Annotated in this window: 23 protein-coding genes; 13 read left to right on the top strand and 10 right to left on the bottom strand. The window is 68.3% G+C overall.

From position 1 onward, the window contains the following. Window positions 1-2 precede the first annotated feature (2 nt). From H0X90_RS09100 to H0X90_RS09090, 3 genes are all read left to right on the top strand, one after another. The gene (locus tag H0X90_RS09100; RefSeq protein WP_006482958.1) at window positions 3-1280 is read left to right on the top strand and encodes a cytochrome c; all 1278 of its coding nucleotides are present in this window, start codon (window positions 3-5) and stop codon (window positions 1278-1280) included. Window positions 1281-1455: 175 nt separating this feature from the next. Next, window positions 1456-1875 (top strand): DoxX family protein, encoded by a 420-nt coding sequence (locus H0X90_RS09095; RefSeq protein WP_012493376.1) that lies wholly within the window; start codon window positions 1456-1458, stop codon window positions 1873-1875. A gap of 63 nt (window positions 1876-1938) precedes the next feature. Beyond that, window positions 1939-3042: a porin gene (locus H0X90_RS09090; RefSeq protein WP_006482966.1), complete on the top strand. Its 1104-nt coding sequence runs from the start codon at window positions 1939-1941 to the stop codon at window positions 3040-3042. A gap of 189 nt (window positions 3043-3231) precedes the next feature. Here H0X90_RS09090 and H0X90_RS09085 read toward each other — a convergent pair whose 3' ends face one another. From H0X90_RS09085 to H0X90_RS09075, 3 genes are all read right to left on the bottom strand, one after another. Then, window positions 3232-3774 (bottom strand): cysteine hydrolase family protein, encoded by a 543-nt coding sequence (locus H0X90_RS09085; protein WP_077056853.1) that lies wholly within the window; start codon window positions 3772-3774, stop codon window positions 3232-3234. A gap of 239 nt (window positions 3775-4013) precedes the next feature. Then, window positions 4014-5333: an MFS transporter gene (locus tag H0X90_RS09080; RefSeq protein ID WP_006482956.1), complete on the bottom strand. Its 1320-nt coding sequence runs from the start codon at window positions 5331-5333 to the stop codon at window positions 4014-4016. A gap of 43 nt (window positions 5334-5376) precedes the next feature. Continuing rightward, window positions 5377-6561, bottom strand: a complete 1185-nt coding sequence (locus tag H0X90_RS09075) for a M20 aminoacylase family protein (protein WP_060211183.1) — start codon at window positions 6559-6561, stop codon at window positions 5377-5379. A 182-nt stretch (window positions 6562-6743) separates the two neighbouring features. On the opposite strand from H0X90_RS09075, the gene H0X90_RS09070 reads away from it, so the two are divergent. Beyond that, window positions 6744-7646 carry a LysR substrate-binding domain-containing protein gene (locus H0X90_RS09070; RefSeq protein ID WP_006482963.1) on the top strand — a complete coding sequence of 301 codons (903 nt, stop codon included), beginning with the start codon at window positions 6744-6746 and terminating at the stop codon, window positions 7644-7646. Window positions 7647-7818: 172 nt separating this feature from the next. Beyond that, window positions 7819-8139 carry a pyrimidine/purine nucleoside phosphorylase gene (locus H0X90_RS09065; RefSeq protein WP_006478890.1) on the top strand — a complete coding sequence of 107 codons (321 nt, stop codon included), beginning with the start codon at window positions 7819-7821 and terminating at the stop codon, window positions 8137-8139. Between the two features lie 98 nt (window positions 8140-8237). On the opposite strand, the gene H0X90_RS09060 is transcribed toward H0X90_RS09065, so the two are convergent. The 4 genes from H0X90_RS09060 to H0X90_RS09045 form a co-directional block, all read right to left on the bottom strand. Then, complete coding sequence (locus tag H0X90_RS09060; RefSeq protein ID WP_006482964.1) at window positions 8238-8570, bottom strand: hypothetical protein; 333 nt, start codon at window positions 8568-8570, stop codon at window positions 8238-8240. 485 nt (window positions 8571-9055) lie between these two features. Then, window positions 9056-10843 (bottom strand): chloride channel protein, encoded by a 1788-nt coding sequence (locus H0X90_RS09055; RefSeq protein ID WP_006494688.1) that lies wholly within the window; start codon window positions 10841-10843, stop codon window positions 9056-9058. A gap of 14 nt (window positions 10844-10857) precedes the next feature. Then, complete coding sequence (locus H0X90_RS09050; RefSeq protein ID WP_006482973.1) at window positions 10858-11271, bottom strand: MarR family winged helix-turn-helix transcriptional regulator; 414 nt, start codon at window positions 11269-11271, stop codon at window positions 10858-10860. 123 nt (window positions 11272-11394) lie between these two features. After that, a complete protein-coding gene (locus H0X90_RS09045) occupies window positions 11395-12570 on the bottom strand; it encodes an HPP family protein (RefSeq protein WP_012493375.1) in 1176 nt (391 codons plus the stop codon). Between the two features lie 362 nt (window positions 12571-12932). On the opposite strand from H0X90_RS09045, the gene H0X90_RS09040 reads away from it, so the two are divergent. After that, window positions 12933-13901: a LysR family transcriptional regulator gene (locus H0X90_RS09040; protein ID WP_006494690.1), complete on the top strand. Its 969-nt coding sequence runs from the start codon at window positions 12933-12935 to the stop codon at window positions 13899-13901. A 25-nt stretch (window positions 13902-13926) separates the two neighbouring features. Here the strand turns inward: H0X90_RS09040 and H0X90_RS09035 are convergent, their stop codons facing one another. Beyond that, on the bottom strand, window positions 13927-15291 hold the full coding sequence (locus H0X90_RS09035; RefSeq protein ID WP_006482968.1) for an MFS transporter: 1365 nt from the start codon (window positions 15289-15291) through the stop codon (window positions 13927-13929). Between the two features lie 64 nt (window positions 15292-15355). Further along, window positions 15356-16294 carry a 2-hydroxyacid dehydrogenase gene (locus H0X90_RS09030; protein ID WP_077189383.1) on the bottom strand — a complete coding sequence of 313 codons (939 nt, stop codon included), beginning with the start codon at window positions 16292-16294 and terminating at the stop codon, window positions 15356-15358. A 113-nt stretch (window positions 16295-16407) separates the two neighbouring features. Here H0X90_RS09030 and H0X90_RS09025 point away from each other — a divergent pair, with 113 nt between their 5' ends. The 6 genes from H0X90_RS09025 to H0X90_RS09000 all read left to right on the top strand — a co-directional run bounded on the left by H0X90_RS09025 (window position 16408) and on the right by H0X90_RS09000 (window position 23482). Further along, complete coding sequence (locus H0X90_RS09025; protein ID WP_006482957.1) at window positions 16408-17316, top strand: LysR substrate-binding domain-containing protein; 909 nt, start codon at window positions 16408-16410, stop codon at window positions 17314-17316. A 280-nt stretch (window positions 17317-17596) separates the two neighbouring features. After that, window positions 17597-18628: a TRAP transporter substrate-binding protein gene (locus H0X90_RS09020; protein WP_062910446.1), complete on the top strand. Its 1032-nt coding sequence runs from the start codon at window positions 17597-17599 to the stop codon at window positions 18626-18628. Between the two features lie 3 nt (window positions 18629-18631). Next, window positions 18632-20518, top strand: a complete 1887-nt coding sequence (locus H0X90_RS09015; RefSeq protein WP_077175686.1) for a TRAP transporter large permease subunit — start codon at window positions 18632-18634, stop codon at window positions 20516-20518. 8 nt (window positions 20519-20526) lie between these two features. Continuing rightward, window positions 20527-21609 carry a LacI family DNA-binding transcriptional regulator gene (locus H0X90_RS09010; RefSeq protein WP_077189384.1) on the top strand — a complete coding sequence of 361 codons (1083 nt, stop codon included), beginning with the start codon at window positions 20527-20529 and terminating at the stop codon, window positions 21607-21609. Continuing rightward, a complete protein-coding gene (locus H0X90_RS09005) occupies window positions 21606-22628 on the top strand; it encodes a hydroxyacid dehydrogenase (protein ID WP_006494697.1) in 1023 nt (340 codons plus the stop codon). Before H0X90_RS09010 ends, H0X90_RS09005 begins: the two co-directional genes overlap by 4 nt. Continuing rightward, window positions 22625-23482: an amidohydrolase gene (locus tag H0X90_RS09000; RefSeq protein WP_034202241.1), complete on the top strand. Its 858-nt coding sequence runs from the start codon at window positions 22625-22627 to the stop codon at window positions 23480-23482. Before H0X90_RS09005 ends, H0X90_RS09000 begins: the two co-directional genes overlap by 4 nt. 114 nt (window positions 23483-23596) lie before the next feature. On the opposite strand, the gene H0X90_RS08995 is transcribed toward H0X90_RS09000, so the two are convergent. Beyond that, the gene (locus H0X90_RS08995; protein WP_006483972.1) at window positions 23597-24685 is read right to left on the bottom strand and encodes a calcium:proton antiporter; all 1089 of its coding nucleotides are present in this window, start codon (window positions 24683-24685) and stop codon (window positions 23597-23599) included. Here H0X90_RS08995 and H0X90_RS08990 point away from each other — a divergent pair. Continuing rightward, window positions 24684-24827 carry a hypothetical protein gene (locus H0X90_RS08990; protein ID WP_193372798.1) on the top strand — a complete coding sequence of 48 codons (144 nt, stop codon included), beginning with the start codon at window positions 24684-24686 and terminating at the stop codon, window positions 24825-24827. The two genes, H0X90_RS08995 and H0X90_RS08990, sit on opposite strands and share 2 nt — an antisense overlap. Window positions 24828-25086 lie beyond the last annotated feature (259 nt).

Genomic DNA, 25086 nt, shown 5'->3' with positions numbered 1-25086 from the left:
CCGTGCGGAAATCTACTCTCACCTTCCTCCTCGCCGGCTGCCTCGCGCTGCCCGGCCTCGCACGCGCGGCCGATTCGGCCGATCCGGCGCAGGTCAAGCGCGGCGAATACCTCGCCGTCGCGGGCGACTGCATGGCATGCCACACCGCGAAGGGCGGCAAGCCGTTCGCGGGCGGCCTCGGCATGCCGGTGCCGATGCTCGGCAAGATCTATACGAGCAACATCACACCGGATCCCGATACCGGCATCGGCAACTGGACGTTCGAGGACTTCGAGCGCGCGGTGCGGCACGGCGTATCGAAGAACGGCGACAACCTGTACCCGGCGATGCCGTACGTGTCGTACGCGAAGATCAACGACGACGACGTGCAGGCGCTGTACGCGTACTTCATGCACGGCGTCGAACCGGTCAAGCAGGCGCCGCCGAAGAACGAGATCCCCGCGCTGCTGAGCATGCGCTGGCCGCTGAAGATCTGGAACTGGCTGTTCCTGAAGGACGGCGTGTACCAGCCGAAGCCCGAGCAGAGCGCCGAGTGGAACCGCGGCGCGTATCTCGTGCAGGGCCTCGCGCACTGCAGCACGTGCCACACGCCGCGCGGCATCGCGATGCAGGAGAAGTCGCTCGACGAAACGGGCGGCAGCTTCCTGTCGGGCTCGGTGCTCGCGGGCTGGGACGGCTACAACATCACGTCCGACCCGAACGCGGGGATCGGCGGCTGGACGCAGCAGCAGCTCGTCCAGTACTTGCGCACCGGCAGCGTGCCGGGCCTCGCGCAGGCGGCCGGCCCGATGGCCGAGGCGATCGAGCACAGCTTCTCGAAGATGACCGAAGCCGACATCGGCGCGATCTCGACGTACATCCGTACGGTGCCGGCCGTCGCCAGCGGCGACGCGAAGCAGTCGCGCTCGTCGTGGGGCAAGCCGGCCGAGGATGGCCTGAAGCTGCGCGGCGTCGCGCTCGCGTCGTCGGGCATCGATCCGGCACGGCTGTATCTCGGCAACTGCGCGACCTGCCACCAGATGCAGGGCAAGGGCACGCCGGACGGTTACTACCCGCCGTTGTTCCACAACTCGACGGTCGGCGCGTCGAATCCGACCAACCTCGTGCAGGTGATCCTGAACGGCGTGCAGCGCAAGGCCGGCAGCGAGGACGTCGGGATGCCCGCGTTCCGCCACGAGCTGTCGGATGCGCAGATCGCCGCGCTGACGAACTACCTGACCGGGCAGTTCGGCAATCCGGCCGCGAAGGTGACCGAGCAGGACGTCGCGAAGCTGCGCTGAAACGCGGCACGCGGCGAGGCAGGGCAACAATAGAAAAGAGGAGGAGCACAGCACATCGGGCGGGCCCCGATGCCGGTTGTTGCAGAGCGGGACGGGCGGCGCAGGCGGCCGCCCGTCCTGGTTCACAGGCAATCCGGTGCGCGCACGCCGCGCATCGTTTTCGTTGATCGAGATCATGACACCGAACCAACCGTTTCTCGCGTCCCAGCGCGATGTGCTGCTGCTGCTGTCCCGAATCCTGCTCGTGATCCTGTTCGTGATGTTCGGCTGGAAGAAGATTATCGACTTCTCCGGTACGATCGCGTTCATGGGTAGCGAGGGCGCGCCGGCGCCGATCATCTCGGCGGCGATCTCCGTCGTGATGGAGCTCATCGTCGGGATTGCGATCCTCGTCGGTTTCCAGACGCGGCCGCTCGCGCTGTTGCTTGCGCTGTACACGATCGGTACCGGCATCATCGGCCACCACTACTGGACGATGACGGGCGGCGAGCAGATCAACAACATGATTCATTTCTACAAGAACATCGCGATCTCGGGCGGCTTGCTCGCGCTCTGCGCGGCGGGCCCCGGACGTTTTTCGATCGATCGCGGATAAGCAGACCCGAGGCGCGTGCATGGGGTGCGCGTCGGACGGTCGAGACTTCGAGGGGGCATCATTTTGCGACTCAAATACTTCGCATGGCTGATTGCGGCCGCCACGCCGGCGGCCGCGTTTGCACAGACGAGCGTCACGCTGTACGGCCGGATCGACGGCGGTATCGAATACCTGAACCACATCGCGACACCGAACGGCAGCAAGTCGCGCTGGAGCGCGGAAAGCGGCGACTGGGGCACCAGCATGTTCGGGCTGAAGGGCGTCGAGGATCTCGGCGGCGGGCTGTCGACGGTGTTCAACCTGGAAACCGCGTTCCAGGTCATGAACGGCCAGACGGGCGGCGGGCGCATGTGGTCACGGCGCGCGTACGTCGGGTTGAAGAGCAACACGTGGGGCCAGCTGCAGGCCGGCCGCAACCTGTTCATCGACAGCGACGGCGTGTGGGAATTCGACCCGTTCGTCCAGCAGGCGTTTTCGTCGGCCTCGCTCGTGCGTGGCCGCAACTGGCAGCAGAGCAGCAACAACATCGAATATCACAGCCCGGTGATCGGCGGCTTCGACGTGCAGGCGCAATACGCGTTCGGCAACCAGTCGCGCGGCTTCAACTACGGCGCGGCCGACGATTTCGGCCGCTCGGACGGGATCATGATCTCGTACCACTCGCCGGTGCTCGACGTGCGCGGCATCTACGACGAACTGCGCGACAACAACGGCAAGTTCAGCAACATTTTCACGGCGTCGCGCGAGTACTTCGTCGGGGCGAACGTGAAGGTGTCGAAGTTCAAGATCCAGGGTGCGTATACGCACTACCAGGCGCCGGACAGCCCGGCCGGTGTCGCCGACCGTGCCGATCACTACTGGCTTGGCGCGACCTATTCGGCTACGCCGCAGTGGGCCGTGACGGGTGGTGGCTACTACGTGAAGGTCGGCGACGGCGGCGGCGATGCGTCGCATGACCCGTCAGGGCACGCGATCATGTATGTGCTCGGCACCACGTACAACCTGTCGAAGCGCACGTTCCTGTACGGCACGGTCGCGTATGCGCGCAACGGCGGAAATTCGAACTTCTCGCTGCTCGCGACGCCGCGTGACGCGACGTCGGGGACGAGCCCGATGACGGGCGAGTCGCAGACGGGTGCGTATGTGGGGATGATGCATACGTTTTGAGTGCGGGCGGTCTGTGTAGCTGAAAAAGGCACGGGTGGCGAAAGCCCCGTGCCTTTTTGCTTTTACTGTGCTCGAAAGTCGGCATGGCGCATCGAACGATCGGCAAGCCGATTCCAGCGAATTGACGGTCCCTGCTGACGCTATTGCAACGCGCGCACTCGCTTACCGCAGTCCGACCGGCGCGCTGCGTCAGAACACGCATGCCTCGGTCGTCGTCAGCACCGCAAACGGCCCGCCAAGCGTCGCATTATGATGCGCGACGATCCGCTCGGCCGGCAGCGCGGGCGTATCCGTGCAGGTGTGCGCATCGGTCACGAGCACCGCGCGAAACCCGAGGTCCGCGGCCGCACGGCACGTCGTATCGACGCAGTATTGCGTCTTCATCCCCGCGATCACGATCTCGCCGATCCCCGCCGCATGTAACCACGCCGCGAGCCGCGTACCCGCGAAGCAACTCGGCCGGGTCTTGTCGAACACGATGTCGCGTGCGGTATCGATCGCGAGTTCCGGCAGTAACGCGGCGAGCGGCGCGTCGGGCGCGATCGGAGAGCCGGCCGGGCCGGTGTGACGCACGGCGAACACCGGCGCGCCGGCTTCATGCGCGCGACGAATCAGCAGGTTGATGTTGGCCAGCACGCGTTCGCCGTCATGCGGACGATCGGGACCATGAAACAGCCCGACCTGCATGTCGATGACGAGCAGCGCGCGTTTCGGGGAAGGGGCTTCGGACATTGCGTTTCTCCTGAGTGGCCGATGCGGACGGAGAAACGACGAGACCCCGTCCGGAACCGGCGGGGCCTGTGGGAATCAGTGACGCTACGATCTTGCGCGCACTCGCCGCACGGGCCCGCCGAAGGCGGTCGTGCGCGTGGTCGTCGAAAGGGTGATCGTGGCGTGGTGCATGGGCCGATGATGCCCGATGCGCGCGCGCGACGTCAATGACGCTTCGCGTGCCGCGCATCGTCCGCCGTTCAATCCAGCGCCTTCCCGGCCTTCTCGTCCATGCAACGAATCGCAAGCAACGTCATCGCGCCACACCCGATCGCATACCACGCAGGCGCATTCGGATTCCCGGTCGCCGAGATCAGCCACGTGACGAAGAACTGCGCGAAGCCGCCGAAGATCGCGACGCCGACGCTATACACCAGCGCACCGCCCGTCGCACGCACCGCCCGCGGAAACAACTCGCCGAGCATCGCGCCCGTCGCACCGATGTTGATCGCATGCACGATCGACAGCGCGGCGATGATCGACAGCAGCGACGCGGCGCCCGGCCAGCGGTTCAGCGCGATGAACGCCGGATAGATCGCGGCCATCAGCACGATGCGCGTCCACCAGACGATCCGGTTACGGCCATATACGTCGGACAGATGGCCGCCGATCGGCGTCACGAGCATCAGGATCGCACCGGCGACGCAGCCGGCCGTCATCGACAGCCAGGTCGGCAGGTGCAGCACCTGCACGCCGTAGATCGCCATGTAGAACACGATGATGTAGTGGATCGACGTGCCGCCGATCGTCACGCCGAGACCCGCGAACACGGCCTTGCCATGGTGGCGCAGCACGTCGGCGAGCGGCAGCGAGGCGACCGGCTCGTCGTGCGCGGCGGCCGGCGCGGCAGCGGGCACTTCCTCGACCGTGTGGCGCAGCCAGTAGCCGATCGGCACGAACAGCGTGCCGATGATGAACGGCACGCGCCAGCCCCAGCTTTCGAGCTGCGCGGCCGTCAGCGTCGACGTCAACGCAACGCCGGTGAGTGCGCCCGCCAATGCGGCGAGCCCCTGGCTCGAGAACTGGAACGATGCGTAGAAGCCGCGACGATGCTGCGGCGCCTGTTCGAGCAGCAGCGTCGTCGATGCGCCGACTTCGCCGCCCGACGCGAACCCCTGGAGCAGCCGCGCGAGCACGAGCAGCAGCGGCGCGGCGATGCCGATCTGCGCGAAGGTCGGCGCGATCGCGATCGTCGCGGTGCCGAGCGCCATCAGCAGCAGCGTGAGGATCATCGCCTTCTTGCGGCCGGCGCGGTCCGCATACATGCCGATCACGAGCCCGCCGAGCGGACGCGTGACGAAGCCGACACCGAAGCTCGCGACCGCGAGCATCAACTGCCCGAACGACGAATGCACGGGAAAGAACAGCTTGCCGATCAGGATCGCGAAGAAGCTGTAGACCGTGAAGTCGTAGAACTCGAGCGCGTTGCCGACGGCGGCGGCCGCGATCAGCCGGCGTTTCTTCGCGGCGGCGCGGGCATCGACCGGCGTACCGGCGAACGGAAGGGCGGACGTTTCCATGGGGTTCCCCCGGTTGAGCGCGAAACTGCGTGGTGAAGGGCCGTCAGGCCGCGAGCCAGGCTTCGGCGACGCGAACCCAGTAGCTCGCGCCGATCGCGAGGATGTCGTCGTTGAAGTCGTAGCCGGGGTTGTGCACCATGCAGCCGCCCTTGCTGCCGATCCCGTTGCCGATGAACGCGTAGCAGCCGGGGCGCGCTTCGAGCATGAACGCGAAATCCTCGCTGCCCATCAGCGGCGCGGCTTCGGTTTCGACGCGGTCGGCGCCGAGCATCTGGCGTGCGACGTCGGCCGCGAACGCGGTCGGTTCCGCGTGATTGACGAGCACGGGGTAGCCATAGTCGTAGTCGACTTCCGCGGTGACGCCGAAGCTCTCCGCCTGCCCCTTCGCGAGCGCGTCGATACGGCGCGCGAGCAGCGCGCGCACGTCGGCGTTCAGCGCACGCACCGACAGTTTCATCACGACGGTTTCCGGAATGATGTTGAACGTCTCGCCGGCCTGCACGCTGCCGACCGTGATCACGGCCGCATGCTGCGCGTCGACTTCGCGTGCGACGATCGTCTGCAGCGCGACCATGATGCTGCCCGCGGCCGACATCGGATCGCGCGCGAAATGCGGCATCGCGCCGTGGCCGCCGACGCCGCGCAGCGTGATCGTCACGCGGTCGGCCGACGCCATCGCGGCGCCGGTGCGAAACGCCATGTCGCCGGCCGCGCGGCCCGGCATGTTGTGGATCGCGAAGATCGCGTCGCACGGGAAACGGTCGAACAGGCCGTCGTCCATCATCGCCTTCGCGCCGCCGAAATTTTCCTCGGCCGGCTGGAAGATCAGATTCAGCGTGCCGGAAAAATGGCGCGTCGCCGCGAGGTGGCGCGCCGCGCACAGCAGCATCGCGGTGTGGCCGTCGTGGCCGCATGCGTGCATCTTGTTCGCGTGGCGGCTTGCGTACGGCAGGCCCGTGGTTTCCGCGAGCGGCAGCGCGTCCATGTCGGCGCGCAGGCCGACGGTACGCGTGCCTTGTCCTGCGCGCAGCACGCCGACCACGCCTGTCTTGCCGATGCCGCGATGCACGTCGTAGCCCCAGCCGGTGAGCAGTTCGGCGACGAGATCGCTGGTGAGCGTCTCTTCGAATGCGAGTTCGGGATGGGCGTGGATGCGGCGGCGGACTTCGACGAGCTCGGGGGCGATCGCGGCGATGCCGGGGATGACGGGGTTCACGGCTTGCAGCATGGTGTCTCCTGTGGGGCCGGGTGGGGCGTCTGATGCGCATGCGACGACCAAGCATATAAATTTCTTTTGCGTACCAGAAGCTGCTAAATTGCTTTGGTGCACACCGTCGGTTGCCGCTCGGGAATACCCTGAGCGATGGCGCCGCGCGCCGCACAGGGTTTCCACGGATCACGCATTGCCCCATGAAATACCATCAGCTGAAAGCGTTCGTCACCGCCGCGGAGGAGGGCAGCATTCGCGCGGCCGCGCGGCGCCTGAACGTGTCGCCGGCCGCGTTGACGAAGGCGGTGAAGGAGCTGGAGATCGCGCTCGGCGTGTCGCTCGTCGTGCGCACCGCGCGCGGCGTGCAGCTCACCGCGTTCGGCCAGCAACTGCAGGTGCGCGCGCGGCTGATCGTCGCCGAAATGCAGCGCGCCCGCGACGACATCGAGCAGGCGCAGGGCGCGATGACGGGTTCCGTCGCGGCGGCGATCACGCCCGCGGCGGCGGTGACGATCCTGCCCGATGCATTCCGTGCGTTCCGGCGCCGCTTTCCGGTGGCGCGCGTCAATCTGGTCGAAGGGTTCCCGGGGGTCGCGCTGCCGCGCCTGCACGACGGCTCGCTCGATTTCGCGGTGGCCGTCGTCGTGCCTGAACTGCTCGCCGCCGAGTTCGATCATGCGGAGCTCTACGCGAGCCGCTCGCTGATCGTCGCGCGCAAAGGGCATCCGCTCGCGTCGGCCACGTCGCTCGCCGATCTCGTCGAGGCCGACTGGCTGATGAATCCGTCGCCGGAAAGCTCCACGCAGGTGTTGTTCAATTCGTTCGTCGCGTACGGGCTGCCGGTGCCGGCGCGCGTCGTCGAATGCCCGAGCTTCGGTCTCGCGCACAGCCTGATGACCGGCTGCGACCTGATCGCATCGATGCCCGAGCAACTGCTGCAAGGCGAGTGGGCGCGCGAGCAGCTCGCGGTGCTGCCGATTCGCGAGCGCCTGCCGGGCGTATCGGTTCAGGTCGTCACGCGCCGCGACAGCCCGCTGACGCCGGCCGCGGCGATGCTGCTCGATTGCCTGCGCGATTCCGCGCGGCGCAAGGGGTTGCGGTGAACCGGCGCCCCACAGAATCACGTAGCAATCCTGACGATCGTGGGCCCGGCACGCACCGGTAGCGCGCCATTCCGATACACGTTGCGCGAGCCGGTATCATAGCGGCCGGCCCGCCGCTCCGGCCGGCCTCCAACTCCATCGCCATCCGGCATCCAGCAATCAGAGGCATCACATGACCAGTGCAACCCAATTCGACAACGTATCGGTCGTCAAGCGCGCGAACGTCTATTTCGACGGCAAGTGCGTGTCGCATACCGTGCTCTTCCCGGACGGCACGCGCAAGACGCTCGGCGTGATCCTGCCGTGCGCGCTCAACTTCGGCACGGATGCGCCCGAATTGATGGAAGTGCAGGCCGGCAAGTGCCGCGTGAAGCTCGACGGCAGCAGCGAATGGCAGACCTACGGCGCCGGCGAATCGTTCTCGGTGCCGGGCAAGAGCCGCTTCGACATCGAAGTGCTCGAGACGCTCGATTACGTCTGCAGCTACCTGTAAGACGCTTTCCGCGCCGCAAAGAAAAAGCCCCGCCGAAGCGGGGCTCGTCGCAAGCGGATGGCGCAAGGCCATCCGGTGCGCCTGTTCTCGTTACATCGTTACAGGCAGGCGTTGATGTCGCCGGCGGACGCTGCATCGCCGCGCACGCCGACCCACGTCTTCGCACCCGGCTTCCACGACGGACGCACCATCGCGGCGGCGCCGTTCGGCGGCTGCTGGCCCGGTGCGTACACATCGGTCGCGAGGCCGTTGGCCAGCACGTTCTGCGAGATCACCTGTTGTTGCGACTTGTCGGCCCAGGTCTTGGCGATGCACGCCGAAACGTCGGGAGCGTCTTTCTGGCTTTGTCCCACGTTTTGCACGGCAGGTTCAGCGGCATGAGCAGAAATTGCCACGGTCAATGCGATGAGCGGTAAGTATTTCACGTTCACGTTATCTCCCTCGAGTCGTGATTGATTGAGTGGGATGCGCAGCAGTGCTGCGTGCAAGTGAGATCGCATCGGGCGGGCACGGTTCCGGTCATTCCGAAACAAGTTGTTAACGCGCTTGCCAAATGGCGGCTCGGATGCTGCGCATGTTGCTGCGGCGCGGCATGCGTCGTGTACGGCTCGACGTCATGCGTGGCGCGGTCGGTGCGCTGCCCGGTCGTGGTGTGGTGAGGTGACGGTCGCGGCAGGCGGCATGTACGTGCATGCCGCGCCGCGACTCTTTATCGAATGGCGAAGTGGAATGGCTATTGGATGGCCCCGTCGCATGAGCACCATGATGACAAACTTTCGTCTGTTGAATTGTTAACCAACTTTAAACGGCGGAAAGCGACGGGAAGGCGATGCGGCGCGCGACGGGCGCACCGTATCGTGGCGCGGCGTGAGGCAGGGAAGCGGCGCGCGGCAGAGCGCCGCGCACGCGAACGACGTCAGCCGGCCTTGCGCGAGCCGATGCCGCGCAGGTTGACCGGGACGACCGGACGGAAGCGCTCGCGCTTGTGTTCGTCGTCGAAGTGCTGGAGCGCCGGCTTGATCAGGTCGCTGCGCGACACGATCCCCGTGATGCGCAGCGATTGCTCGTCGGCGACCACCGGCAGCCGTTCGAGGCCGAGCATCGCGAGGCGCGACGCGACGACGCGGCACGTTTCGTGCGCCAGCGCGACGGCCGGTGCACGATCGGCGAACGCGGCCGAGATCGGCGTGTCGGCGCCGGCCTGCGCACGTTGCGCGTCGAGCGTCGCGCGATCGACGAGGCCGAGCAGGCGGCCGTTCTGCACGACCGGGTACGCGCGGTGTGTCTGCTTCGCGCCGAAGTATTGCGTCTCGACGGTATCGAGCGTCGCTGTGCCGTCGATCGCGACGAGCAGATCGGCCGACGTCATCACTTCGCCGATGTCGTGCCGCTCCAGCGGATCGACGCCGTATTCGCGATAGATGTGGTAGCCGCGGCGTGCGATCTTTTCCGTCATGATCGAGCGCTTCATCACGATGGTCGCGAAGCCGTGCGCGACGAGCGTCGCCGCGAGCAGCGGCAGCAGCGCATTGGTGTCGTGCGTGAGGCCGAAGGCGAACACGATCGCGGTGAGCGGGGCGCCGAGCGTCGCACCGAGCGTCGCGGCCATGCACACGAGCGGCCACAGCGCCGGATCGCCGCCCGGCAAGACCGGCGACAGCACGGTGCCGAGGCCGGCGCCGAGCATCAGCAGCGGGGCGAGCACCCCGCCCGACGTGCCGGAGCCGAGCGCGATCACCCACATCACGGCCTTCACGATCAGCAGCGCGAGCGCGATCTTCAGCGCGATGTGCTGGTGCAGCAGGTCGCCGATCACGTCGTAGCCGACGCCGAGCGCGCGCGGCTCGAGCCAGCCGCCGACGCCGATCACGATCGCGCCGAGCGCGGGCCACCACATCCAGTGCACGGGCAGCTTCGCGAAGGTGTCTTCGACGCGGTAGAGCGCCGCCGACAGGCCGCATGCGAGCGCACCCGACAGCAGGCCCGCGACGATGCACGACAGCAGCGCGACGGGCGTGGGCGCGGCGGTCGTCAGCGGAAACAGCGGATCGACGCCGAAGAACACCGCGCGTGCGAAGCCGGCCACCGCGCACGCCAGCGCGACCGGCAGGAAACTGCGCGGGCGCCATTCGAACAGCAGCAGCTCGACCGCGAGCAGCACGGCGGCCACCGGCGTGCCGAACACGGCGGTCATGCCGGCGGCTGCACCGGCGACGAGCAGCGTCTTGCGCTCGGCGGCGGTCACGTGCACGCACTGCGCGATCAGCGAGCCGAGCGCGCCGCCCGTCATGATGATCGGGCCTTCGGCGCCGAACGGGCCGCCGCTGCCGATCACGACGCCGGACGACAGCGGCTTGAGGATCGCGACCTTCGGCGACATGCGGCTCTTGCCGAACAGGATCGCCTCGATCGCTTCCGGAATGCCGTGGCCGCGAATCTTCTCCGAACCGAAACGCGCCATCAGGCCGACGATCAGCCCGCCGATCACCGGGACGGCGATCACCCAGGCGCCGAGCGTGTTGTTCGCGGGCGAATGATCGGCGAACGAGAACTGCTGGAAGAAGAACAGGTTCGTGAACAGGTGGATCAGGCTCAGCAGCACGAACGCGGCAAGCGTGCTGAGCAGGCCGATCACGGCGGCAAGCAACGCGATCCTGGGCAGGCGTTCGTTGGTCGAGAAATCGCGTTTATGTGGGGCGTTCATCGGAGTGGCAAGGGTCAGTAATCGATCTGGGGAACCTGGAACGTGTCCTTGAGCGACTTCAGTTCGGCGCGATGCATGGCCGCGAGGCGGGCGAGCAGCGTTTCGCCGGCGTGCTCGAGGTGGACTTCGACCTGGCGGCGGTCGGCTTCGCTCGGCTTGCGCTTCACGAGCCCGAGCGCTTCGCAGCGCGTCACCAGCGCCACGACGCCGTGGTGCTGCGCCTGCAGGCGTTCCGCGAGTTCGCCGATGGTCGCCCATTCGCGATGCGGATAGCCCTTGATGTGCAGCAGCAGCAGGTATTGCAGCGGCGTCACGCCTTCGCTTTGCGCGGCGCGTTCGGAGAAGCGCTCGAAGCGGCGCATCTGGTAGCGGAACTCGGACAGTTGCTGGAAATCGCCTTTCGTCAGCGCGCGTCGGGTATCGTTCATCGAGGTCGGTCGGGCAGTCGGTTACGGTGGCGGTAAATATATCACAACATGATATAAATGGCCGAAATCAGGCGGAATGATCGCATTCCGCGTGTCGCAGGCGGTGACGTGACGGGGTGCGCGCTACGCGGCCTCGAGCATTTGGGTCTGCTGATACAGGCCCGTGACGAGATCCGTCTGCGTAATGATGCCGACGAGCCGGCGCGACGCATCGACGACCGGAATATGGTGGTGGCCCGAATGCGTGAACAGCGGCACGAGCGCCGTAATCGGCATGGTTTCCGGCACCGATGCGACGTCGCGCGTCATCACGGACGCGACGCTCGCGGGCTGGCCGCCGAACGATTGCGGCAACCGCGCGGACAGGCGCTGCCACAGCGGGGCCGGACGGCGCAACTGACGCGTGAGGTCGGCGCGCGTGACGATGCCGGTCAGGCGGCCTTCGCCGTCGACCACCGGTAGCGCCTTCACGCGGTGGCGATCGAGCAGCGTGAGCGCGGCCGCGACCGACGTCGACGGCGCGACCTCGATCGCATGCTTCGTCATCAGGTCGGCGCACTTCAACTGGCCGAACGTGCGCGTATAAGCCTGCATTTCGGTTTCGCGCAGCAGCGTTTCGAGATCGTCCGGATCGACGTCGAGCCATTCGCTGCGGCGCTTCAGCACCGCGTCGAGGTCGCCGCGCGTGAAGCCGCCGCGCGCCGGGGCGGCGCCGCCGGTCTGCGGTTTCGCTTCGGGGCGCACGCCGCCGTGCGGGTAGCGGTGCCCGGTCAGCGCGTGATAGACGAGCGCGGCCGACAGCAGGATCGCCGATTGCAGCGCGATCGGCTGCAGGACGAAGCCGAAGCCGAGCGCATGGATCGCCGGACCGCCGACCACGGCCGTGAGCGCGACGGCGCCCGACGGCGGATGCACGCAGCGCAACGCGAACATGCCGCCGATCGCGCAGGCGATCGCGACCGCGGCGGCCGTGATCGGATCGGCGATCCATTGCGCGCACGCGACGCCGACCGTCGCCGCGACGAGATTGCCGCCGATGATCGACCAGGGCTGCGCGAGCGGGCTCGCCGGCACCGCGAACAGCAGCACGGCCGACGCGCCCATCGGCGCGACGAGCAGCGGCACGAGGCCCGGCACGCCGGGCAGCAGCCGCATCGTGACGCCGACCGTCGCGATGCCGACGAGCGCGCCGGTGCACGAGCGCAGGCGCTCGCGCCAGCCGAGTGTCATCGGATGGGGAATGAAGCTGTGCAGCCACTGCCGCAACGTGCGGCGCGACGGGGAGGAGCCTGACGACATGGACGGTAAGCGGTAAAAATGACAACGCGAGGGCGCGGCGGCCAAGCGCGGAATTATATCGTGTTGTGATACAAATTGTCGCGCGGCATCGCGTCGTTGCACGCGTGCGACGCGCAAGTCTTGCAAAATGCTTTCACCGGATGAGAACTTGCGTGCGCACAATCGCCCAAATTCGTCTGCAGCGGCGTACAATTCGGCGCACTGAATTCCCCCGTCATGCCAGAACCCCGTACGCGATGCCCGCTCTCCCGCCTTCTCCCCGGCACGGTGATCGATTCGACGTGGTTCGCGGCCGTGTTCCGTTGCCCCTCTGACGCGAGCGCCGCCGACGCCTCCCCACTGACTCTCCCCAAGCCAATTCAATGGACATGCTCGAAAACATGCGCCTGTTCGTGCGCGTCGTCGAAGCCGGCAGTTTTACTGCGGTCGCGAAGGAAATCGACGCGACCACCGCGCAGGTGTCGCGCGCGGTCTCGAACCTCGAAGCCCACGTACAGACGCGCCTGCTGCATCGCACGACCCGCCACCTCGGCCTGACCGAAAGCGGCGAGCGCTATTTCGAGCGCGCGAAATCGATCCTCGCGGAAATCGACTACGCGAACGCGGAGGCGCGTAACGCGCTGCTGCGGCCGAGCGGCAAGATGCGCATTCACGCGATGACGGGGCTCGGGCAGAGTCATGTCGTGTCGTCGATCGTCCGCTACCAGGAGGACAACCCCGACGTATCGGTCGAGCTGACGCTGGCGCAGCGGATGCCGAACCTGGTCGAAGAGGGGTATGACGTGTCGATCGTGACCGCGTCGCAGCTGCCCGATTCGGGCTATGTCGCGCAGACCTGCGGCACGAGCTGCAGCGTACTGGTCGCGTCGCGCGAATACCTGGCGCGGCACGGCACGCCGCAGACGCCCGACGAACTGCCGAACCACGTGTGCCTGCGCCTCGACACGCCCGCGTCGCCGGCCGGCGAATGGCGCCTGGAGCGCAGCGACGGCGAGGAAACCGTCTACGAGCTGCAGCCGGCGCCGTTCCAGGTCAACGTGCCGGACGCGCTGTGCGTCGCGGTGCGCGCCGGGCGCGGGATCGCGTGCGTGGCGCTGTATACGGTGCTCGACGATATCCGCGAAGGGCGCCTGATCCGCGTGCTGCCCGAGTACCGGCTGCAGACAGTGAGCGTCTATGCGGTCTACGCGACGCGCCGCTATCTCGATGCGAAGATCCGCACCTTCCTCGACCACCTGCGCACGACGCTCACGCCCGCGCTGGAGAACGATCTGCGCGAACTCGACCGGCTGACGACGGAGCACGTGCCGAGCAGCCGCCAGCGCGCGTGACGGCGCCGGCGTGCGGCCGCGGCGCTCATGCGGCCGGCGCGATGCGGATGCGCTCGAAGCGGCCCGCGAGCCATACGTACGCCGCAATGCCGATCAGTCCGTGCGCGGCGACGAACCACAACGCGCCGGCGAACGAGCCGGTGCTGGCGACGAAGTAGCCGATCACGAGCGGCGTGACGATCCCGGCGATGTTGCCGAGGCCGTTGAACACGCCGCCGCTCAGCCCGACCATGCCTTCCGGCGCCGTGTCGGCGAGCACGGCCCAGCCGACCGCTGCGAGCCCCTTGCCGAAGAACGCGATCGTCATCAGCGCGATCACGACCGCGTTCGACGATGCGCCGTTCGCGAGCACGAGCAGCGTCGCCATCGCCATCCCCGCGACGAACGGCGTCTTGCGCGCCCTCGACGGATGCATGCCGCGCCGGATCAGCCAGTCCGACAGCACGCCGCCGAGCACGCCGCCCGTGAAGCCGCAGATCGCCGGCAGCGCGGCGACCCAGCCGGCTTCCATGATCGTCATCCCGCGCCCCTTGATCAGGTAGATCGGGAACCACGTGATGAAGAAGTAGGTGAGCGCCGTGATGCAGTACTGGCCGATGTAGATCGCCCACAGGTTCCGGTGGCGGAACAGTTGCGACACGTCGTGCCACGACACGCGCGGCCGCTCGCGCACGCGGTTCGCTTCCAGATCGACGAGCGCGCCGTGAGCACGCAGGTAGTCACGCTCCGCGTCGGTCACGCGCGGATGGCCGTGCGGCTCGCGATACCACGCGAACCACAGCGCGGCGAGCGCGATGCCGAGCAGCCCCATCCACAGGAAGACGTGCTCCCAGCCGAGCGCATGCGTGAGCCACGCCATCGCCGGCGTGAACAGCACGACGGCCATGTACTGCGCGGAATTGAACAGCGCCGACGCGGTGCCGCGTTCGGCCGTCGGGAACCAGCAGGCGACGATCCGCGAATTGGCCGGAAACGCCGGCGATTCGACGAGGCCGAGCATGAAGCGCATCACGAACAGCGCGAGTGTCGCGGCCGCGCCCTGCACGGCGAACGCGCCGACCGTGCCCTGCAGCATCGTGAACACCGACCACAGCAACAGGCTCAGGCCATACACGCGCCGTGCGCCGAAGCGGTCGAGCAGCCAGCCGCCCGGAATCTGGCCGATCGCATAGGCCCAAGCGAACGCGGAAAAGACGACGCCGAGCTGGACCGGCGTGAGCCCGAGATCGTGCGCGACGCCGGTGCCGGCGATCGACATCGTCGCGCGGTCCGCATAGTTGACGACGGTGACCGCGAAAATCAGCGCGAGGACCGCGTAACGGACGCGGCCGATCGTGCGCGAGGCGGCGGGCGAGGCGGCGACGGCAGCGCCGCTGGATCGATGGGACATGCGTGTCTCCTGGCCTCCGTCGTGCGGAGGCATCCGGTGTTGTAACGGGCGGGCGGTGTGGCGCTCAGCGGATGACGCTGGTCGGCGGGCGCTGGCCCGCGAAGCATGCGGCGAGGTTCGCGAGCACGATGCGGCCCATTGCCTCGCGCGTTTCGTGCGTGGCGCTCGCGCGGTGCGGCTGCACGACGACGCGGTCGAGTTCGAGCAGCGCGGCCGGCACGTGCGGTTCGTTCGCGAACACGTCGAGACCGGCGCCGGCGATCGTGCCGTCGGCCAGCGCGCGCACGAGCGCGGCTTCGTCGACCAGCTTGCCGCGCGCGACATTGATCAGGAATCCTTGGGGGCCGAGCGCCGCGAGCACATCGGCCGTCACCAGCACGTTGCCGTGATCGGCCGAGGCCGCGATCACGAGCACGTCGCTGTCGCGTGCGAGCGCGGCGAGGTCGGGCACGAAGCGATAGCCGCTGTCGCGATGCTCGCGCGGGCCGAAGTAACTGACGGGCATCCCGAATGCCTGCGCGCGCTGCGCGATCGCGCGTCCGACACGGCCGAGCCCGACGATGCCGAGCCGCTTGCCGGTGACCTGCGTCGCGAGCGGCTGCGCCGTTTTGCCCCAGCGGCCGGCGCGCACGATCCGCTCGCCGGCGCCGAGGTCGCGCAGGGTCATCAGGATCAGGCCCAGCGCCATGTCGGCGACGTCGTCGGTCAGTACGTCGGGGGTCGTCGTCACGTGGATGCCGCGCGCCCGGGCGCGGTCGAGATCGACCGCGTCGGTGCCGATGCCGTTGATCGCGATGATCTCGAGCGCGGCGAGCCGGTCCATCAGCGCGGCGGACAGGCCGTTCGCGCCACCCGTCACGACGCCGCGAATGCGCGGCGCCACGCGATCGAGCAGCGCGTCCGGTTGCTCGGCCGCATACAGCCGGTGCACGGTATAACGGGCGGACAGTTCGGCGTCGATGGTGTCGGGAAGCGGCTGGGTCAGCAGGATGTCGATGGTCATGAAGGTCTCGGTCGTCGTGCGCGGCGCGGGCCGTGCATCAGGTGGAACCGAGTATAGAAATCGTATCGATATCGGTCTAACATCAAAAGACTATCGATTGATTCAAGATTTGAATGATTGAACTGCACCAGCTTCGCTGTTTCGTCGCGGTCGCCGAAGAGCTGCATTTCGGCCGCGCGGCCCGGCGACTCTTCATGACCCAGCCGCCGCTCAGCCGGCAGATCCAGTTGCTCGAGCACGCGCTCGGCATCGCGTTGCTCGAGCGCAGCAGCCGGCAGGTCAGCCTGACCGCGGCCGGCGAGCGCTTCCTGCGGGACGCGCGGCACATCCTCGAATTTTCCGCGCGCGCCGAGCAGGCCGCGCAGCGCGTCGCGCATGGCGGGGCCGGGCGCATCACGCTCGGCTTCACGGCCGTCAGTGCGTACCGGATGATTCCGGTGCTGCTCGCGCACGCGGCGCATGCGTTGCCGGACGTCGACGTCGAATTGCGCGAGATGGTGTCGACCGTGCAGATCGACGCGCTCGCGTCGCGGATGCTCGACGCGGGTTTCGTGCGCCAGCGCGCGGCGCGCCAGCCGCTCGAATACCGGCTCGTGCAGCGCGAACCGATGCTCGTCGCGGTCGCGGAGGGCGCGCCGCTCGCGACCTACGAGCAGATCGGCCCCGACGAGCTCGACCGGCAGCCGTTCATCGCGTATTCGCCGAACGAGGGCAAGTATTTCCACGACATGATCTCGGGGATGTTCGCGGGCGCCGGGCGGCTGCCGAACTACCTGCACTACGTCGGCCAGACGCATACGATCCTCGGCCTCGTGCGCGCGGGGCTCGGTGCGGCGCTGGTGCCGGCGTCGGCGCGCGAGCTTCATGTGGACGGCGTGGTGTTCCGGCCGCTGGCCGGCGTCAACGTGGCGGCCGAGCTGTATCTCGCATGGCGCGCGGACAACGACAATCCGGCGCTGCCGGTGTTCAACGCGATGGTCGAGCGGTTTCTGACGGACAGCGCGGACGATCCGGGCGTTTAGCGGTGCGCCTGCTCGCCTGAGCGGCCTGCCGCGTACCACCGAAAGTCGGTCGTCGGATGATCGACGACGGGGGCGCGAATTGTTTGCGGCGTCCCTCCAACGCGTGAAAAACGGCGATTTTTCATACGAATTCCGCCCGAAATACGCGCCACACGATCCGGATTTTTTGTCCTGAACAGGGGAAACCCCCATTTTTCTCTCATCGGTCGTCGTATTACTGTATCGATACACTAAATCGATACAGTTGCGTCGCGAGACGCACTCGCAAAGGAGACGGCTCATGAATACCTACAACCGGCGGCGCTTTCTGCAGACGGTGTCCGCCGCCACGCTGGCGGCCGCGGGCGGCTTGCCGGAAGGCGTGCGCGCGCAGCAGCCGGTCGTCACGCTGCGCTGCTCGTCCTCGATGCCGGCCGACCAGAACGCCGCGCATTACGTGTGGTACGAGCGTCTCGCCGCGAACCTGAAGGCGAGCGTGGGCGACGCGATCCGGGTCGACTACTTTCCGAACAGCCAGCTCGGCAAGGAAAACGATGTCGTGCAGCAGGTCAAGATCGGCGCGATCGACATGATGATCTCGGGCTCGTCGATCTGGGCCACGATCGCGCCGGAGCTCGGGATGCTCGATCTCGGCTACCTGTTCGACAGCTACGCGCACGTCGCGAAGGCGCTCGACGGTCAGGTCGGCACGAGCCTGAACGCGCTGCTGCAAAAGCGCGCCGGATGCTCGGTGCTGACCTGGGGTTCGCATTTCGGCGGGCGCTGCGTATTCACGAAGCAGCCGGTGACGGCGTTGCCCGGGCTGAAGGGGACGAAGCTGCGCGTGCTGCCGACGCCCGCGTTCATGGATACCTTCAAGGCGATGGGCGCGGTGCCGACGCCGATTCCGTTCGGCGAGCTGTACATGGCCGTGCAGACGGGCGTCGTCGACGGTCTCGAGCACGATCCCGCCACGGTGCTCGCGAGCCGCTTCGACGAGATCGTGAAGTCGTGCTGGCAATCGCGCCACGTGTTCGCGGCGATGACCGTCGTGATGGGGCGGCGTGCGCTCGACCGGATTCCGGCCAATCTGCGGCCGGCCTTCGATCGCGCGGTGGCCGACGCGACCGCGCAGCAGCGTGCGATTGCCGCGCAGAAGGCCGCGCAGGCGGAGCAGGCGCTGAAGCAGCGCGGCATGGCGTTTTACCCGCTGGCCGACGCCGAGCGCGCGGCGTTGCGGCAGACGATGCACGACCGCCTGTATGTGGCGTTCGCGAAGCAATATCCGGCCACCGCGCCGCTGTTTCCGGCGATCGCCGCCGCGCGGGGTTGAGCGATGGACATGCACTCCGTGTCGGGCGCCGCGCCGGCTCCCGCTGCAGGCCAACCGGCGCATCGCGCCGCCCGCGTGCTGGATGCGCTGCTGCGCTGGCTCGAGTACCTGTCGGCCGCGGTGCTCGGCGTCGACGTGCTCGTCGTGTTCGTGTCGGTCGTGTTCCGCTATTTCCTGCACGACCCGGTCGACTGGGCCGAGGAAGTGGCCAGCGCGCTGATGATCGTGCTCGTGTTCTTCGGCGCGGCGACGGTGCTCGGGCGCAGCCAGCATGTCGGCATCGACGTGTTTCGCGGCCGCCTGCCGGCACGCTGGCAGGGCGCGCTGATCCAGGTCGGCCACTGGATCGTGGCGGCCGTCGCGCTGAACCTGCTGGTGTCGTCGTGCCAGTTGCTCACGGATTCGTACGACCAGTTGACGACGGGCGGCTTGCCGGGCTGGATCAACGGGTATCCGATGATGTTCGGCGCGCTGTTCATGACGGTATTCGCGCTTGCGAATGCGCTGAACGCGCCGCGCCGCCGGGTGATCGGCACGTTCGCGTGCTGCGCGGCGCTCGCGGGCGCCGTGTACGGCTGGAACGCGCTGTGGCCCGCGCATGCGGTCGCGCCGGGCACGCTGCTGGTCGCGGGCTTCGTCGGCGGGCTGGTGCTCGGCGTGCCGATCGGGTTCGTGCTGGCGTTTTCGGCGCTGCTGTATTTCCTCGCGGATCCGACGCTGCCGCTGCTGGTCTACTCGCAACAGGTGATGGCCGGCGCCGATCACTTCGTGCTGCTCGCGGTGCCGTTCTTCGTGCTGGCCGGGCTGCTGATGGAGACCAACGGGATGTCCGCGCGGCTCGTCGAGTTGCTGCTGCGGATCTTCGGGCGCGTGCGGGGCGGGCTCGGCCTGATCGTGATCTTCGCGACGGCGTGCTTTTCCGGCGTGTCGGGCTCGAAACTGGCCGATATCGCGGCGGTGGGCGGCGTCGTGATGCCGGCGGTGCGCCGCGCGCGGCAGGACCCCAACGAAACCGCCGCGCTGCTCGCGTGCAGCGCGGTGATGGCCGAAACGATTCCGCCGTGCGTGAACATGATCATCATGGGCTTCGTCGCGAACATCTCGATCGCCGGGCTGTTCGTCGCGGGGATCGTGCCGGCGGCCGTGCTGGCCGCGTCGCTCGCGGTCGTGACGGTGATCACCGGGCGCGGGATCGACGTGGCCGAGGTGTTCGGCGAGCGTCGCGCGTGGCTGCCGCTCGCGGGCGGCGCGCTCGTCGCGCTGGTCATGGTCGCGATGATCGGCAAGGGCGTGACGTCGGGGATCGCGACGTCGACCGAAGTGTCCGCGTTCGCGGTGGTCTACGCGCTCGTCGTGGGCTGGCTCGCGTTCCGCGAACTGACGTGGCGCTCGGTCGGCCGTGTGTTCGTGCGCGCCGCGTCGATGGCGAGCGGTATCCTGTTCATCGTCGCGGCGGCGTCGAGCGTGTCGTTCGCGCTGTCGATCGAGCAGATTCCGGCCCTCGTCTCGGGCACAATGACGGCGTTTGCCCATCAATACGGCGCAACGATGTTCCTGCTGCTGGCGGCGCTGCTGATGATCGTGTTCGGCGCCGTGCTCGAAGGCGCGCCCGCGCTGATCATCTTCGGGCCGCTGCTCGCGCCGATCGCGCTGCAGCTCGGCATCCATCCGCTGCATTTCGGCACGGTCGTGGTGGTGGCGATGGGGTTCGGGCTGTTCGCGCCGCCGGTCGGCCTCGGGCTGTTCACGACCTGTGCGATCACGGGCACCGAGGTCGGGCGCGTGGCCCGGCCGATGGTGAAATATCTGCTGGTGCTGTTCGCCGCCCTCGTGGCGCTGATCTTCGCACCGGCGTTTTCGTTGTGGCTGCCGGCCCATTTCGGCCTGTAGCCCGTTCTATGCAAGACGACATGAGTACGATTCAGGACGTGGCCCGTCATGCGGCCGTTTCGGTCAGCACGGTTTCGAACGTGCTCAACGGACGCACCGACCAGATGAAGCCGGAGACGCTCGAACGCGTGAAGGCGGCGATGGACGCGCTGCAGTACCGGCCGAGCACGCTCGCGCGCCAGCTCAAGACGGGGCAGACGCCGCTCGTCGGGCTGCTGGTGCCGTCGATGGCGAACCCGATGTACGGCTACATCGCGCGCGAGATCGAGGCCTGCGCGCAGGAACGGTATGGCCATCGCGTGCTGATCGGCAACACCTACCGCGATGCGCGCAAGGAGGCGTCGTTCTTCGACGATCTGTACGCGCACGGCGTGCGGCGCGTGATCGTGATCTCGTCGCTCGCCGACGAAAGCCACCTCGAGCGCGCGGCCGAACGCGGGATGACGGTCGTCAGCTACGACCGTCGCGCGACACCCGGCGAGCAATCGAAGGTCGATCACGTGACGGCCGACAACGAGGCGGCCGCGCGGCTCGCGACACGCCGGCTCGTCGACGCCGGCCATACGCGGCTCGCGTTCGCGACGGTGGCCGGCATCACGGTGAGCCGCAGCGACAAGATCCGCGGCTTTCTCGCCGTGGCAAGCGAGGCGGGCGGCGCCACCCAGGCGCGCGTGCTCGACGGCGGTCCCGCGAACGAATACGGCGACTCGGTGATCGTCGACGTCGGGCGTGCGCTCGGCGTCGAGCTCGCGGCCGATCCCGCGTGGCCGACCGGCATCGTCGCGGTCAACGACCTGTTCGCGCTCGGCCTGATGGCCGGGCTGCGCGACGGCGGCTTGCGGGTGCCGGACGATGTCTCCGTCATCGGGATGGACGGTCATTTCCTGTCGGCGATCTCGTGGCCGGCGCTGACCACGGTGCAACTGCCGGTCACCGAAATGGCCGGCGAGATGGTGCGGCGCGTGATGCGGCAGGAGGGCGACGCACCGTCCGCCGGGCCATGCGTGTTCGCGGACGTGACGCTCGTGGAGCGCGCCTCGGTCGCGCCGCCGCCGGCGCAGGCGGCCGGCACGAACGGAGGTCACGCATGACGCGCGTCTACGTCACGCATCCGAGCGGGATGATCGACCACTACTTCGGCGCCAGGGCGTTGCGCGCGCTGCGCGCGATCGCGGACGTCACCTGCAACCCGCACGATCGCGAACTCGACACGGACGAACTGATTGCCGCCGCGCAGGGATGCGACGCGATCATCGCGTACCGGCAGACCCCGGCGCCTCGCGCGCTGTTCGCGGGGTTGCCGGTACTTGCCGCGTTCCTGCGTTGCGCGGTCGACATCCGGACGGTCGACGTCGCCGCGGCGAGCGCGTTCGGCGTGCTGGTCACGCAGGCGAGCCCCGGCTTCGGGCCGGCCGTCGCCGAGTGGGTCGTCGGCGCGATGATCGACCTCGCGCGCGGGATCGGCGGCTACGCGGACGCGTACCATCGTGGCGCGCCGCCGGTGCCACGGATGGGGCGCGAACTGCGCGGCAGCACGCTCGGCCTGATCGGCTATGGGCAGATCGCGCGCCATCTCGCCCCCGTCGCGACGGCGCTCGGCATGCGCGTGCTCGTCAGCGATCCGTACGTGCGGGTCGACGCACCGCCGCCCGAACAGGTCGACGCCGCCACGGTGCTGCGCGATTCGGATTACGTCGTCTGCCTTGCGCCGGCCACGCCGGCCACCGCGAACCTGATCGATGCGGCGGCATTCGCGGCGATGAAGCCGGGCGCGTGCTTCATCAATGCGTCGCGCGGCGAACTCGTCGACGAGCAGGCGCTGGCCGACGCGCTCGCCAGCGGGCGGCTGGCCGGTTGCGCGCTCGACGTCGGCCGTGCTGCGGACCAGATGCCGACGCCCGCGCTCGCCGCGCATCCGCGCGTCATCGCGACCCCGCACATCGGCGGGCTGACGCTGCCGGCGATCGAGCATCAGGCGCTGGAGACGGTCGACCAGCTCGCCGCGCTGCTCGACGGGCGTGTGCCGACCGGCGCGGTCAACGCCGCGCAGGCGACGCGGCTCGCGCGCTGGCGCGCGTCGCACGCATCCGTCGCGCCGGGCGGGCGATGATCCGCGACGGCGTGGGCGGCACGCGGTTCCCGGACGCGTGCGATTGCCATATCCATATCTACGACGATGCGTACCCGCTCGCGCCGACGGCGACGTTTCGGCCGCCCCATGCGCCGGCGGACGCGTATCGGCGCGTGCAGCGCGCGCTCGGCCTCACGCGCGTGGTGATCGTACAGCCGACCGGCTATGGCGCCGACAACCGATGCACGCTCGCTGCACTGGCCGCGTTCGGTCCGCAGGCGCGCGGCGTCGCGACGTTGCCGGTCGACGTGCCGGATGCGGAGCTGGAGCGGCTGCATGCCGCCGGCATGCGCGGCGTGCGCTTCATGATGCTGGCGGGCGGCACCGCGCAATGGAGCGATCTGGAACGGATGGCCGCGCGGATCGCGCCGCTCGGCTGGCATATCGACCTGCAGTTCGACGGTCGCACACTGGCCGATATCGAGCCGACGCTGGCGCGGCTGCCGGCGCGCGTGGTGATCGATCACACGGGCAAATTCCTGACGCCCGTCGCCCCGGATGCACCGTCCTTTGTCGCACTGCGACGCCTGCTCGATCGCGGCCACGCATGGGTGAAGTTGTCCGCGCCGTACGAGACGTCGCAATCCGGCGCACCGGGCTACGACGACGTCGCGCGTCTCGCCGCCGTGCTCGCGCGCGGCCATTCGACACGCTGCGTGTGGGGCAGCAACTGGCCGCATCCGAACGCATCGCCGCTGCCGGACGATGCACGCCTGCTCGGCTGGCTGCACGATTGCGCGGCGGACGACGCGATTGCCCGCGCGATCCTGGTCGACAACGCGGCTGCGCTCTATGGATTCGAGACGGACACGCAGCGCGAAACCGTCGCGTGACGCGCTGCCGCCCCCGTTGGGTCACGGCGGCGCGAAGCGAAGGACAGGGAAGGGACTTGAAGAAGTGCAAGCGGCCCGCCGGAGCGAATCCGCCGGGCCGCTTGCATTGGAGCGTCAGTGAGTGATCGACAGGAACAGGTACGCGGCGAACAGCGCGACGTGCACGACGCCGTGCAGCACCGTCGTGCGCCCCTGGCTCAGCGTGAGCGTACTGACCAGCAGCGTGAGCGCGAGCAGGACCGTTTCCATCGCGCCGATCCCGAGCGTGAGCGGCTGGCCGACCCAGATGAACACGGCCGCGACGGTCGGGATCGTGAGCCCGATGCTCGCGAGCGCCGAACCGAGCGCGAGGTTCATGCTGGTCTGCAGGCGGTTCGCCCGCGCGGCGGTGACGGCCGCGAGCCCTTCCGGCAGCAGCACGAGCGCGGCGATCACGATACCGACCGCGGCTTCGGGCGCGCCGAGCTTCAGCACCGCATGCTCGACGGCCGGCGACAGCAGCTTCGCGAGCAGCACGACCGCGACGAGGCTCGCGAACAGCAGCACCATGCTGGTGATCGCGGTGCGGTTGCTCGGCGCCGCCGCGTGCACCGCTTCGTCCGCGGTGTCGTGCGCGGCGAGGAAGTAGTCGCGGTGGCGCACGGTCTGCACGAACACGAACGCGCCGTACAGCACGAGCGACGCGACGCCGGCGAACGCGAGCTGCGATTTCGAGAAGAACGGGCCCGGGGCGGCGCTCAGGTAGTTCGGCATCACGAGCGACAGCACCGACAGCGACGCGAGCACCGCGAGCGCCTTGCTCGCGCCGCGCCCCTGGAAGTCCTGTTCGCCGTGCTTCCATGCGCCGACCAGCAGGCAGATGCCGACGATGCCGTTACAGATGATCATCACGGCGGCGAACACGGTGTCGCGGGCGAGGCCCGATTTCTCCGGGCCCGCGCCGAGCATCACCGACACGATCAGCGCGACCTCGATGACGGTCACGGCGACCGCGAGCACGAGCGTGCCGAACGGTTCGCCGACGCGGTGCGCGACGACTTCCGCGTGGTGGACGGCGGCGAACACGGCGCCGGCGAGCGCGGCGGCGAACACCGCGATGACGAGGCCTTCGGCCGGCACCGCGCGCGACAGCGCGAGTACCAGCCAGGCGGCAAGCGGGGCCCAGAGGGTCCAGCGCGGGAGCTGGTTGGACGACAGCGGCATGGAGGGTTTCCTTATGCGAGTGGCGGCGCGCGACGCGCCGTCACGGGTTGACGAAGCCCGGCCGTACTATCCGCCGAACGAGGACGATGAAACCGAAAAGGTGGCGGCGCGCAACGGCGCTGCCCTGGGTTCGCTGCCGTGAGGCGGCGAGGGGCGCGGGCGGGCCGAGGCCCGTCGCGGGATGAAACGGTTCGATGCAGTTGCCCGCGGATGGCGAGACGAGCGCACGTGACGACGCGTGGCCGGCGGCTCGATTCGACCCCGACAGGGCGGGCGGCGATGGACGGCGGTGACGGCGCGACACGCTTTCCCCCTGAAATCCGGCAATTTGTCGAATTTTATCAGGCGTTCGGGGGTCACTATCTCATATTCGAACGCTTACGTTGACCTTTCGGTTGATA

Origin of the sequence: Burkholderia sp. 9775_39 (assembly GCF_015712225.1) — a bacterium.
Classification (GTDB): domain Bacteria; phylum Pseudomonadota; class Gammaproteobacteria; order Burkholderiales; family Burkholderiaceae; genus Burkholderia; species Burkholderia cenocepacia.
The sequence above is the reverse complement of the archived record's forward strand: the minus strand, read 5'-3'. Positions and strand labels throughout refer to the sequence as shown.